Origin of the sequence: Niallia laureatilytica, from assembly GCF_046613985.1 — a bacterium.
Classification (GTDB): Bacteria; Bacillota; Bacilli; order Bacillales; family Cytobacillaceae; genus Niallia.
Genome location: NZ_JBKKHP010000011.1, coordinates 151,726 through 164,436 on the forward strand (window position 1 = coordinate 151,726; position 12,711 = coordinate 164,436).

The 12,711-nt window shown below is 30.4% G+C and carries 15 protein-coding genes and 1 pseudogene; 2 read left to right on the top strand and 14 right to left on the bottom strand.

Annotated features, from left to right (window positions below; translation table 11 throughout):
• Positions 1 to 60 precede the first annotated feature (60 nt).
• Positions 61 to 264, top strand: a pseudogene (locus ACLIJJ_RS21885) (helix-turn-helix domain-containing protein); the annotation flags it as partial.
• 484 nt (positions 265 to 748) lie between these two features.
• On the top strand, positions 749 to 1,024 hold the full coding sequence (locus ACLIJJ_RS21890) for an autorepressor SdpR family transcription factor (RefSeq protein WP_411411678.1): 276 nt from the start codon (positions 749 to 751) through the stop codon (positions 1,022 to 1,024).
• A 127-nt stretch (positions 1,025 to 1,151) separates the two neighbouring features.
• Here the strand turns inward: ACLIJJ_RS21890 and ACLIJJ_RS21895 are convergent, their stop codons facing one another.
• The 14 genes from ACLIJJ_RS21895 to ACLIJJ_RS21960 all read right to left on the bottom strand — a co-directional run bounded on the left by ACLIJJ_RS21895 (position 1,152) and on the right by ACLIJJ_RS21960 (position 12,585).
• Positions 1,152 to 1,379, bottom strand: coding sequence for a hypothetical protein (locus ACLIJJ_RS21895; protein ID WP_411411674.1), 228 nt, complete (start codon positions 1,377 to 1,379; stop codon positions 1,152 to 1,154).
• A 387-nt stretch (positions 1,380 to 1,766) separates the two neighbouring features.
• A complete protein-coding gene (locus tag ACLIJJ_RS21900) occupies positions 1,767 to 2,717 on the bottom strand; it encodes a sensor domain-containing diguanylate cyclase (RefSeq protein WP_411411675.1) in 951 nt (316 codons plus the stop codon).
• Positions 2,718 to 3,055: 338 nt separating this feature from the next.
• Positions 3,056 to 3,859, bottom strand: a complete 804-nt coding sequence (gene ytvA / locus ACLIJJ_RS21905; RefSeq protein WP_411411676.1) for a YtvA family blue-light photoreceptor — start codon at positions 3,857 to 3,859, stop codon at positions 3,056 to 3,058.
• A gap of 935 nt (positions 3,860 to 4,794) precedes the next feature.
• Positions 4,795 to 5,358: a hypothetical protein gene (locus ACLIJJ_RS21910; protein WP_233317287.1), complete on the bottom strand. Its 564-nt coding sequence runs from the start codon at positions 5,356 to 5,358 to the stop codon at positions 4,795 to 4,797.
• Positions 5,359 to 5,589: 231 nt separating this feature from the next.
• Positions 5,590 to 5,961 carry a cupin gene (locus ACLIJJ_RS21915; protein WP_233319559.1) on the bottom strand — a complete coding sequence of 124 codons (372 nt, stop codon included), beginning with the start codon at positions 5,959 to 5,961 and terminating at the stop codon, positions 5,590 to 5,592.
• Between the two features lie 293 nt (positions 5,962 to 6,254).
• The gene (locus ACLIJJ_RS21920; protein ID WP_237943585.1) at positions 6,255 to 6,677 is read right to left on the bottom strand and encodes a hypothetical protein; all 423 of its coding nucleotides are present in this window, start codon (positions 6,675 to 6,677) and stop codon (positions 6,255 to 6,257) included.
• Between the two features lie 164 nt (positions 6,678 to 6,841).
• Positions 6,842 to 7,297, bottom strand: coding sequence for a hypothetical protein (locus tag ACLIJJ_RS21925; RefSeq protein ID WP_233319557.1), 456 nt, complete (start codon positions 7,295 to 7,297; stop codon positions 6,842 to 6,844).
• 217 nt (positions 7,298 to 7,514) lie between these two features.
• Complete coding sequence (locus ACLIJJ_RS21930) at positions 7,515 to 8,354, bottom strand: tyrosine-type recombinase/integrase (protein ID WP_237943581.1); 840 nt, start codon at positions 8,352 to 8,354, stop codon at positions 7,515 to 7,517.
• A 196-nt stretch (positions 8,355 to 8,550) separates the two neighbouring features.
• Positions 8,551 to 8,955, bottom strand: coding sequence for a hypothetical protein (locus ACLIJJ_RS21935; RefSeq protein WP_233317899.1), 405 nt, complete (start codon positions 8,953 to 8,955; stop codon positions 8,551 to 8,553).
• Positions 8,956 to 9,231: 276 nt separating this feature from the next.
• Complete coding sequence (locus ACLIJJ_RS21940; RefSeq protein ID WP_237943579.1) at positions 9,232 to 9,474, bottom strand: hypothetical protein; 243 nt, start codon at positions 9,472 to 9,474, stop codon at positions 9,232 to 9,234.
• 384 nt (positions 9,475 to 9,858) lie between these two features.
• Complete coding sequence (locus tag ACLIJJ_RS21945; protein ID WP_233317901.1) at positions 9,859 to 10,296, bottom strand: SMI1/KNR4 family protein; 438 nt, start codon at positions 10,294 to 10,296, stop codon at positions 9,859 to 9,861.
• A gap of 260 nt (positions 10,297 to 10,556) precedes the next feature.
• Entirely contained in the window at positions 10,557 to 10,997 is a 441-nt protein-coding gene (locus ACLIJJ_RS21950; protein WP_233317903.1) for an SMI1/KNR4 family protein, read from the bottom strand.
• Between the two features lie 265 nt (positions 10,998 to 11,262).
• Positions 11,263 to 11,754, bottom strand: coding sequence for a GNAT family N-acetyltransferase (locus ACLIJJ_RS21955; RefSeq protein WP_233317905.1), 492 nt, complete (start codon positions 11,752 to 11,754; stop codon positions 11,263 to 11,265).
• Between the two features lie 207 nt (positions 11,755 to 11,961).
• Positions 11,962 to 12,585, bottom strand: coding sequence for a hypothetical protein (locus tag ACLIJJ_RS21960; protein ID WP_233317907.1), 624 nt, complete (start codon positions 12,583 to 12,585; stop codon positions 11,962 to 11,964).
• Between the last annotated feature and the right edge of the window lie 126 nt (positions 12,586 to 12,711).

Sequence of the window (12,711 nt, forward strand, 5' to 3'; positions counted from 1 at the left end):
TTTAATGTAATCGTTTTTTTCGGGAGGGAAAAAATCATGTTATAAAGTGTAGTCTTTCTTCAAAGTGATATAATCAGTGAACATACTAAAAAGGGAATAATGGAAGCCAAAGCAAAAGGGACATTAACAGGTAGACCAAGAAAACCATCGTATATGGTAGAACGTGCTATAAACATGTACCATAGCAATAAATTTACAATTTCAGAAATAACTAAAGAAACTGGTATAAGTAAGTCACGTTTATATAGATATTTAATGGAATAAAATGGAGATCGATAGTTGTTTTTATTAACTTTCGATCTCTAAATATAATGAGAATTTATATATTTTCTAAAGGTCTTTCATTTATATAAATTTTATTTTTAATATAGTCTTGGTAATTCTTATTTCCACCGGAAAGACATAAAAAGATACCATTATTGATACGTTAATTGTCATATTTAAGTTAAAACTACATTTTATTATATTTTGTGAATAAATGTACTTAAACAAAACTGCCACGTTTCTTCCATAAGCTATTTCTTCGTTTATCAGGAATGCTTCCATATATGTATCATAACATAGTGCAGTAATCCTTAAGTTATGACTATTAATGATTAGACATAACTCTCGTATTCAAGTAAAAATTCTCAAGAATTGTCCTTATTGCAATTTCTATTTATTTTTTGCCACATTTACTTTTAATTGTATTCACAATAACATATAGTTAAATAACTATTTGTTATTGTGAAGGGAGCTGGACAATGTGATGGATGCTTATAAAGCACTTTCAGATACTACTAGAAGAAAAATTCTAGAACTTCTGAAGGAACGAGATATGACTGTAAATGAAATTACGGGGTATTTTAACATATCGCAGCCAAGTATATCTCATCATCTCTCTATTTTAAAAAGCAGTGGGTTAATTGAATCCAGTAAAGAAGGAAAGTATGTCAAATATTCATTGAATTTGACTGTACTTCATGAAATTATGGGATGGTTTATGAAGTTGATGAATAAAGTGGAGGAAGAAAAATATAAGTAAAGCCATCAATAATTAGCATTGATGGTTTTACTTAATCCTTCTTTCGCTAACCTTTCTTGATTTATACATAAGTATATTTTTTATGGAAAGTTCTTACTTTTAAACTAAATTATCATAAAAAAACTTTTCAATAATTTGCACTTTTTTCTTCTATCATTTTCTTGTAGGCATACCAATGTTCTTTTTGAGAATCATTAATCTCTTTCAGTTCTTGATTCAAGTGAATTAAAACTTCTTTCAGAACAATATCTCTCGGGTTATTTTGGATTTTTTTGATGGTTGTTAATAATTCCATTCTTATACTCGAATCTAATTTACTTAACATAGCCATTTCTGAAACAAAATCTATATTCATAAGAACACATCCTTATTTTTACTTTTAATTATCAAGGAAAGAAAAGCAATTAACAATCATTCTAATTCAACAAATACCGACAAAGACACTAGATTTCATCTCTTTTATTTTTCGGAAGTATGTATTTCTATTCCAGTCATGAGATACCAAAATATTATAAACAAGCTGCTGGTCCTTAGCCCTTAGTCTTTAGTCATAATCTCTTTTAATATCATTGGAGCATTAGTTTCTACACGTCCAAAGATGCTAATACCTATGTGTCTTAAATATCCTTTTTTATCCACAAAAAAAGCCCCTCATAAAGGGTCTTTTTTGAGCAAGTCGTATTAATTTAATTATTACATATAGGTAACATATTAAATTGATTGAAACTTTATGCTGAAAAACTTAAAAATATTGATAGGTATTTTTCCCACTCGATTTTGCTCGATACAAAGCATTATCTGCTTTTTTTAGTAACTCAGTCAGTGACTGTTCCTCTTTTGTATAAGAAACTATACCAATACTTGAGGATAAAGAGAAATCATTCGTATGAAAATCCCAAGATGATAAACTAAGAATAAGAGTAGTTGCTATATCATCTATCATCTCTTTACCAACACGCCCAATGAGATTAACAACAAACTCATCTCCACCTAAACGAAAAACAGCTCCACTTAACGTACTCTTACGAATTATTTCTTCTATTCTTAGAGAAACTTCTTTTAAGACAAAATCTCCTGTTTCATGTCCTAATTTATCGTTAATTTGCTTAAAACCATCTAAATCTAAAAAGAGAATTATTCCTTCTTCTCTTGTATGTTGTTGAAAAAACCTTTCTAATGAGTATCTGTTATAACAACCAGTTAAATGATCTCTACACGCCTTACTCTCTAACTCTAAATAGTATGAGAACATTTTTGCTAATTTTTCTATTAACTGGATGCTATTATCATTAAACGTCGTAGCTCTCTCTTGAACCGCGCATAGCGTTCCAAAGACTTCTCCATTTCTTAGTATTACTGGTACTCCTAAATAAGCATTTACATTGGTCGACTGGTAAGTTCTTTTTAAATCAATTAAGCTCTCTTCATTGCTAATATCCGCATAAACCAGAGCTTTCCCTTTGGAGAAGTTAATCCTAGTACAAACTGCGGAATGGAGTGGAATATGTGATCCTTCATTAATATGTATATTCTCTTTATTTTTAGCAACTTTTAAGATGTGCTGCTCTTTATCCGTAAAAGCACTTAAAAAGAAATAGCCCTCCGGTATTATATTTTTTGCTAAGGTAAGAATGTCCAGAGCGAGCTCATTGAAATTTTCGTAAAATTGATATTCATTTAAATCTTTTTTCATCTAAAATAGAACTCCTTGTACTGTAACATTGGTTGATTATGTCTCGATTTTTAGTATTCCTAAATGATACCATGTAATGAGGAAAAGTCTTTTCTGCTTCTAACTTATTCTCTATTTCTTCTTTTATAAATTCAAGGTGAGACTTCAACGCTAATTATAATATCCTTATTATACATTGCTTAACTTGAATAATCTTTTTACTTAAATCCCTTATTAATCTAAATAAAGACCACCAAAAATGGAGGTCTTAGTGATTATGTCTGGACAAAACGATACATATATAGCTCGTATATTATAATATCAATTTATTCAATATATAACATAATTTACATCGTAAGTTAATAACTTTCTATTTTATTTAGTGAGATAGCTTCTAATGCTCTTTCACAATTATTAAATGTATTTAATCTATTTTCATTACTAAATCGCTTTATATCCCTAGCCATTTCGGTCTTAATACCACTTACTACTAACTTTGCTCCCATTAATATTAGAATTTGGTTGATTGTATTTAAACCATTGTTAACTGCTTCATCGTAATTTTTTAACCCTTGCAGGTCAATAATAAAGTATTCTTCTTTCTCTTTAGAAACATAGCTAGCAATTTGGTTTACCAATCGATGAAATCTTAATTCTGTTAAATTTCCAACAATCGGTAAGATAGACACATTTTCTTGTACTGAAATAATTGGTGTAGACAGATCGTTTATTTCTCTTATGTATTGCTTAATTACTTCTTCTTGTGTCTTTTGAGAAGTTATGTCCTTTTGCAATCCTACAAAGTATAAACTCTTACTTTCCCCAACATATATAGGGTGTAAAGCCAGCTCATTCCAAAACATTTCCCCGTTTTTTTTAAAATTTCTTAACGTAACCACAATAGATTCTTTTTTAAAGATAGCGCTACGTAACTTAGCAACTTCAGACTGTTCAGTCTCATATCCCTGTAAAAATCTGCAGTTTTTACCTACAATGTCGTTTGAGTAATAACCAGTTAATTCTTCAAACCCTTGATTTACATAAACTATTGGATTATCTACCTGATTTGGATCAGTAATGACTATCCCTGTAGAAACACGATTAATTACTTCTCTAAGGAATTCATTTGTATACATATCTTGTTCTTGTTGAGTATGTTCCAAAACTATGCTCCTTCCCAAGGAAAATTCTATACTATGCTATTAGTTTCATTTTGTATTTTTTAACATAACATGCTTAAAAAATATGTACAACAATAATGATTCATTTTCTTTGCCCTGTTTCTTCATTTTTGTTCCCCTTTAGCATAATTTTATTTTTGGAATCATTTACAATATTTACATTCCAAACTTAAATTTTTATAATTATAAAAGGATTAGTCTCCCATAAAATCTAATCTATGTTTGGGTTTTTTTTTTGAAAAATTACCCAAACAAACCTTTCTAATATAGAGGAATTTTATCTACCTCATCTGTAGAGTATAAAAGTAATTATCAATAAGAGAATTCACTTACATTACATGCTATTCTAAATATCACTGTACACAAAAAGATGCCCTACCCCGGAGGGTAAAGCATTCAGCGAGAAGGAGCATAACCTTCAGTAATATACTGCATAAAAAAATATGTAGTTATTCAATTTTTTATATAAAACACTCCATTCCACGTTCTGAACTAACTTCGCCTTCTACAGTAAGTCCCTTCAATTTTTTAAATACTTTACTTTCACTATAGTATAAGTTTTATCTTACTGACCACGGATACCTTAACAGCTTTAACCATATTTTTTATGAAGATAACCTTTATAGTTTTCGAATAAATATGTAGGACATTTAATCTTACCATATCATGGAGTAACTCAGGAGTATATTTGATGCATCCTGGGCTAAAACAATCTTGATGTATTCGTAAAGAAGAATTTACAACTTCTGGAATTATGTGAATATTTTCACTTAAACTAACCTGCCACGATAGTACCAGAAGCACATAAACTGCACTGGTTAATGCTTAAGTTATTATAAGGATTCTGACCAGATTGTTGTATAAAAAAGAACCTTCCATTATTTAAGGAAAGACCTGTTAGCTTATGAACTTTTAAATTAAATATCACAATTCTTCAAATCAATTTCATACTCTTTAGGAATATAATTTAACAATTTTAATGTACTATTGATTCTATTATCATCAGTGAATACCGTTAACCCAACTTCATCTATATCAATTAAGGTTATTACCTTGTCCCAATTAAGATCAGGGAATTCTATTGGATGATTCCAATTCACACTTGGACATAACTCACCCAATAGTAAACTCTCACCTTTTATCATAAACGAACGGAAACCATTAGAAGCAAACCCCTCACAATATCTCGTTGTTAGTTTTAATTGAGCAGCAGACTCTACTTTAAGAATCATCCATTCATTTTTTTTATTACATACATAATCAATATGTAATTCCTTCACCTTTTCTATATCTTCATCATCCATTAACTCAGTTGATAATACAAAGAATAAAGGAAACTCAAAAGTATTTTTTATAAAATTATTTGAAAAACCTTCAAGATCTCTAAAATTTACTCCAAGACTTAAAACTGTGAGATTCCTCTTTTTAAACTTAATTGAGTTAATAATGCTTATATCGCTATTTTGAATAAAAACCGACATTATGTTCACTTCCTACTATTAATGTTAGCTAAGTTATGCCTAAAGCTAAGCTATTTAAACAGAATACTAACTAGTTATAAATAATAATCATTTATGGAACACTCCGTTCTTGATTAATTACCTATTTTAAAATTCAGTAAGTATATGGCTATTTTAATTTTAATTCTTCTTCAACAAACCTGCCCTGATAGTGACAGAAAGGGAGATTTCCTTAGTAAATGGAAATCTCCCTTAGTCCTTAACCAATTTATTTTCCAACTGCATAAATAAGGAAGGTTCCAATTTCTTACTTTCAATTACAATAACAGTTAGACCTTCTCTGCTTTTTGTTTCATGCCACTCATCTTTTTCCCAGAATACAGCATCTCCAGATACCACTTTATAATATTCAGATGTTTCATTCCTTACATAGCCTTCTCCGTTCAGTATTAAAAGAAGCTGAGGAACTACCGCTTGGTGGTAACCTACAATACCGTTCCTTTCCAAATGCATACAACCAATATTTGTTTCCTGGTCAGTTTGAATAATACGAGACATAATAAAATTAGAGTTGAACTTTGAAACATTTATACCATTGTCCTTATCAAATTTATAAAACTCCATACAAGCCTCCTAGAATAAGAATTTTATTGATGTATGAATTACCTTCTACAATTCATTAATAAAATCCTTCTTCCACTATCCTGCCCTGTTTCTACCATAAGCAAGCTTTTCATTTATTATAGGAACGCTCCCCTATTATTGCATAAACGGAAGGCCTCCAATTAATCGTGTCAGATAACAATCCAATCCAATCTTAACGAACTTGGTATGTTATTATCTTTATTTGGAGTACCCTATTACGTTTGAGTTATACAAGAAAAAGTATGATATGTAAAACAATTTCCTTATACTATTTAATTAATTTCAAAGTTGTCTTCGTGCATTTTACCGTCCTTTTCCCATATAACGGATATCTTATAAGTATAACCCTTTTTCGGAGGATTACTTCCATACAAATCTTCCACATAAAACGGATTTAGTCTAGTTTCAGCTCCTGCTTCATCTCTACCTTCATTAAATTCTGTGAAATCTGCTATTGTTTTTCCGTTTTCTAACCATTTTATTCCCTTAACTTTTATCTTTTGTTTATCTAGTTGCTTAATGCTTCCATACCACTCGCCTTGTTCGGCTTCATCTAGGGATTTTTTATATACTACCTTCCACATACCATTTTTAGATACTCCAGAAATTCTAATACTGTTGACATAAAAATATATACTCCCCACAAGAAGAACAAGCAGGAAAATTGTAATCCATTTATACTTTTTCTTTTTCATCCCAGTCTCTCCTTTCCCTGAAAAAACAAAAAAAAGTAAGAACCCTTTCTCACTTTATTATTTCAAATCAATCGTATCTGCATGTGTTTCACCATCTTTTATGTAGGTTACATCTACTTGATAGCACTAAAGGGCAGCATTTCTGTTTTCTTTTTTATTAATTGTTATTTTGTATTTTCAACTCGAATTTCCTTAATAGTTTTGTCTAGGGTTACTGAATCTAGATGGAATCGAAAAAATAGTGGTTCCTTTTCTTGATTTTTTGTCACGTACACGCTCCCATAAGCATCGATTATGGTGAATTCAGGATCTTTATACGTTTCACTATTTTCCATAATGCTAGCTAAGAAATCGATATATTCTTTTGTGCCTATTCGATAATTTAAATTATGTTCTTTAAAATATTGATCAAGTAAATATTTCCCCTGACCAATTGTAAAACTATCAATATCTGCGTCAGATAAATCTTCATTTGCCATTTTTGCTTTCTTAATAGCCTGTTTCTGATTTTCCGTTAATAAATAGCGACTATCACTTTCTGATTGAATAATAACTGCTACAACAAAAATAACTATGATAATTAATACTAAACATACAGGAATAATGTGTTTTTTTCTCATAAACTTCCTCATTTCATGAGTTTTACCTAAGCTCATACTGACATTTTTATATTTCCTAAAGCTTCTTGAAATCCTTCTCTCAATCCTTCATTTTCAAACTATTGCCCTCCTTTAGTATGTTAGACTCTATTTTTTGTAAAAAGTTACTTGTATTCCATTTTTTATTCAATTATTTCTCACAACGTAAAAAAAGAACTGTAAATTCCCTACAGTTCTTTTAGAAATACTTATTATAAAGTTCACGTCTTAATTGACCACTTAAATAAGCATATATCCTAGTAGTTTCACTTTTTTCATGGCCCATTAAATTTTGAATAACTTCTAATGGTGCTCCATTATTAATTAAAGTGGTTGCGTAACTATGTCTTAACTGATGTGGATGTATACACTTATTAATATTAGCTCTTCTGGATATCTGCTTAATGACATATCTCATCTGTGCAATGCTCATTCGATGTGGAGCTCGGACCGTTACAAATAGAGCTTTTTCACTATCTGTTCGGTTTTCTATATATCTTTTTAGCCAAATACTACATCGAGTATTAAAATAAACTTCTCTTTCCTTTTTCCCTTTACCAAATACAATAACGGATTGCTCGGAGAAGTTGATAGAACTTCGATCTAAGTTTACTATTTCTCCTATTCTGCAACCAGTAGAATACATAAATTCAAATAACGCTTTTTCAAAGGGACTGAGGCATGCTTCTCTTAATAGCTCTATTTCTTCCTCCGTTAAAAACTTTGGAATTTTACTCTCTAATTTAGGTTCTTTTATTGCCGTACTTGGATTAAAAGTAATATATTTTTCTTCTTGCGCCCATCTGAATAACGACTTAATAAAACGAATACGATGACATAAACTAGATGCTTTTAAATCACTCCCAACTTCTCCGAGATACAGTTTGATAGTTTCCGTTGTAATTTCTTCTATCTCAACATTACCTAAGTGATTTATGAACAAGGCAGATTGAATCTTATAAGCTTTCAATGTCTGGGAAGAGTATCCTTGAATTTGTTTATCTGCTTTATATAATTGCCAAGCTTCAGATAAAATCATATTCATCTTTCCTATCTTTTTATCAATCAGTATTTACTAGTAATTTATAAACTATACTTAATTAATAAAACATATAGAAGAAATGCCCCCGTTTATTTAAGTGTAATTCTTAACAAACTTGGTTAGTCCATAGGGGATTTATAAAGGTATGCTCCCCTAATTACGTAAAACAGCCACATAATTGTAGCTGCCTCCATTATAAATGTTCTATAGGTTTTAATCTTACTTTAGATAACAACAATGATAAATGAAAATAAATATTTGATGCAATGATTCCAATTATTGAAAATATAATGGCATCCTTTATAAGAAAAGACTGAGTCCAAATAATGAAAAATATAACACCAGCAAAAATACCAGCTATTGAATACATTCCCAAAACGAGAAAATATTTTGCCTTTTTTGATTCTATTACTATGTTTTCCATGCCAATATCAATAAGAAGTGATATCGGTATTCCTATAAGGTAATAAATAGGTCCTGCAAAAATAGAAGCAAATAAAATGGACCAAAAGAAACCAAAATCGGGTACATAGAAAACACAAGAATATAATATTGCAAATAAAACAACAGATAGTGTTGCAGTTAAAAACCTTTTCATTACTTCACTCTCCATGAATTAAAGCTATTACAATAAAACAGTTGGTAAAAAGTAGCATAACAATTGTACCAGACTAATCAATCCATTGTAAGTGCCTATTTTATATTCCTTCTTTTATTCCTTCTTTTACAATGCTGCTCTGTTTCTAACATAAGCTAGTTTCCATTTATTAAAGGAATGCTGCTAATGATAATCAAAAGAGAAATGGCGTTACCTTTATTCAACCCTAAGGTAACACCCCTTTAATCAGCAACTTAATAATTAAGGTAAGATTTTTTAATTAACTCCTAATATTTTAGATTCTTTTAGATCTTTTTCATCTTTATCAAAGAGAAGAAAAGAAATAGCAATCCCATTTGCAACCCAAATACTTAAAATGACCAACAAATTATCAATTATATTTGTAAGAAAAATTACATTTAATATTAATATTAGGGCGACAAGAATTTTAAATAATATACCTCTTTTTATTATAAATACTTCAATTATATATTTTAGTCTTTTTACAAAAAAATACAATTATAACCCTGTAAGTACATTATATAACTATCTTCTTTAAAACAACAGTCCGCAGATATTTTTCTCTGCAGTAGCCTTATACCTTCATCCACTAAACTGCCACGTTTCTTCCATAAACTATTTTCACATTTCTTACAGGAAGGCTGCCAGGTTTGTTACACGAAAAAGATTCTCTACACAAGTTTCTCCTTCTCCTCTATAGCCCTATAAGAGATATAAGTGTTTAAATGAACTTATTCACAAACTCACCCTTTAATCAAAAAAAGAATCCCTTTTACGATCCTAAAATTGCTATGTAAAAATCCATCTTTACTCTATGAATAAAAATTTCCGTTTAAATTAATAATATTAACATGCCCCCGACTGTTCCTGAACACCACTTTTTTATAGGTTTTCTAAACCTTCTTCAATGTTATCTACCAAGTATTCTTCGAAAGATGAATATTCAACATTGTACGATGGGTTGCCATAAGGGAAATAGCAAACCACTGGACATTCTAAGTTGTCGTTCATTTCATCAGTGTTTAGGCAATATATAAATTCATGCACATCCTCAATTACAATAAAACCTTTAGGTAAACCAAGATTTAGGAATTTCTCCGTATATCCCAAGACTGTAGTCTCATCTGGAGGCTCATATCCAAAAATTGTTCTACCAAACATTTCAACAAAACCATATCTGATTAAAAATTGCTTATAACTTTTGGGTAATGTTACGTCCAACATATTTTCCAAACTTAGAATGGTTTCTTCTTTTATGCCTTTTCCAATAGTATATTCCTCTGGATAATTAAGGAGAAAGGTATTTATTATATCATTCAAGAACCTTCACCAACTATATGTATATTTTTTAATACTGCTTCAATTACAATGCTCTACTTCTCGATAGTTACTCCTAATTTCAATAATAGAGCAGGAGCAATGATTGAAGTGAGAAAAGTAAACATTATACTCTATGGATCTTTAAGAATAATGCAAAACTATAAGGTTTTTTTAACAATGGCTCCTTACAAATGGTAACCATTTAACGATTCATTCTTTGGCACAATTATTTAAGATTTCTATTAAAAAACCCATTGTTATTATAGGTTATCAATACCTTCTTCAATTAAGTCTTCTAAGAATTCCTTAAAGGATGAATAATCTACACGGATAGAAGGTTTGCTATGTGGAAAAAAGGAAACCACAGGACATTCAAACTTTTCATTTAGTTCATTTGTATTAAGGCAGTATAAAAATTCGTGTACGTCTTCAATTACAACAAACCCTTTTGGTAATCCTTTTTGTAGATATTCCCTCGTAGAGTCAATTACTGAACCTTCCTTTGGAGGTTCTTCCAAACCTAAAATATATCGTCCAAATATACCGCCGTAACCAAATGTTAAAAGATATTCTTTGTAACTTTTAGGTAACTTAACATTTAGTATTCTTTCTAATTGATCTAGGTTTTCCTGAGTAATTCCATCGCCAATTATAGCCTCTTCAGGATAGCGCCTAAAAACTTTTAAAACATTTAAATCCATTATTACACCTTCTATTTTGTATATCATGTTTAATGTTACGGCCCAGCATTTTAATTATTAGGACCTAGATTATTATACTGCTTTTTTGCCTGATTAAAAATGCGGACTGATAAGTATTCTATTATGTTTTCTATTTACGCTAACCTGCCATTATAGTTCCAGTAGTAATAACATAGAAGAAGTAATAAAACCTTCTCTTGGCAAAAGGATACAGAAAATTGATAACCATTTGAGTACAATTAAAAAAGACGCTTCCAAAGCGTCCTTATGCTCTGACTTTTAGGGTCATTCTTACGGTTTTTAAAATATGACCATCAAAATTATCATCAAATTCATTAACTATTGTAAACCCTTTAGCTTCATAGAATTTCCTTCCTAGATTATTCTCTTTTTCTACGTTAATAAAAACCTCTTTTACTCCATCTAATATTGAAATACCCTCTTGTAACAAAGAACTGCCTATTCCTTTCCTTTGATATTGTGGTAGTAAGTAAATTGCTGCCAACTCAGATTTCCCATCATTGCTTACTGTTGAAAAATTTGCAAAGCCTAGGACTATTCCATCATGTTTGGCAACCAAAACGATAGATTTTTTATAACGTCTTAGCATCATTTCATCATTGTAAGCTGTATCTAGGAAGCGTTCTTGAATTTCCATTGGAATAATTCCCTCATATGTACTGTTCCAACTTTTTTTTGCAACTTCTTGAACTTGCTTTATATCTTCCTGAGTCATTCTATGCACACTATACTTCATGTAAAATCACCTATATTTTCTCATTTTTAGGAATATTTTAACATTAATGACTATATTACAAAAGAGTAGTTTTTCTTATTACACTAAACTGCCCTGTTTCTGCCATAAGCTAGTTTTTATTTATTATAGGAATGCTGCCTAGATTGTTCCTTAAGAGAAAGGAATGACTCCCCCAATAATGACATCCTAAATTTTACCCTTAAGACATTAATTGAAGAAGTAAATCTTCTTTGCGTAAGCATCCCAGTCTTTATTATCAGTATTAACTTCAATGGTTGGAATGATTGATTGCCTGGCTTGTCTCCTAAGTTTATGTTGTTGTTTTATTAATAAATCACAAGCAGTTTTAATTTCTTCTGCTGATTTTTCAGCCCATTCTTCAGGGTTTCTACTTTTTATTCTTTTCTCCACAGTCTCAGGAGAAATTGTGAGTAACGCACACCTTGCCCCCATCTCAAATAAGTCCAATTCTATTTGTTTAACTTCGTACAATTCAGAATCGGAAAATGCCACTCTATGATTTAAGTGAAATCTTTCTAAAATAAAAAAGATTCCTTTTGAACGTTGTTGTTGTCCCAGTTCCTTTTCCCAATCACTTAATTTTTTCAACATCGTTACTCTGTCTTTTAGAAGTTGAATATGTTCTTTCTGGTTTAGTGTTCTTAATTCTCCATTGGCTCTATGAATAATTTGGGAGTAATGCTCACTAAGTACAACAATACTTCGTTCAGCATAATCATCAACAGCTTGTAGTTGCTTTAATGATTTTAGTACAGATGTTTTTCCAGCGTTTGAGTAGCCCTCCAGTATGATCCCTCTAAATTGGTTCATTTTCCCCTCCCAGGAATGTTTGATAATAATTATTTCTATGTGGAGAATAGAATACCTTCTTTCACTAAACTGCCGTGATTGTTACATAAGAAAAGGACCTTCCTAGTTAACTAAGGAAGGCACGGA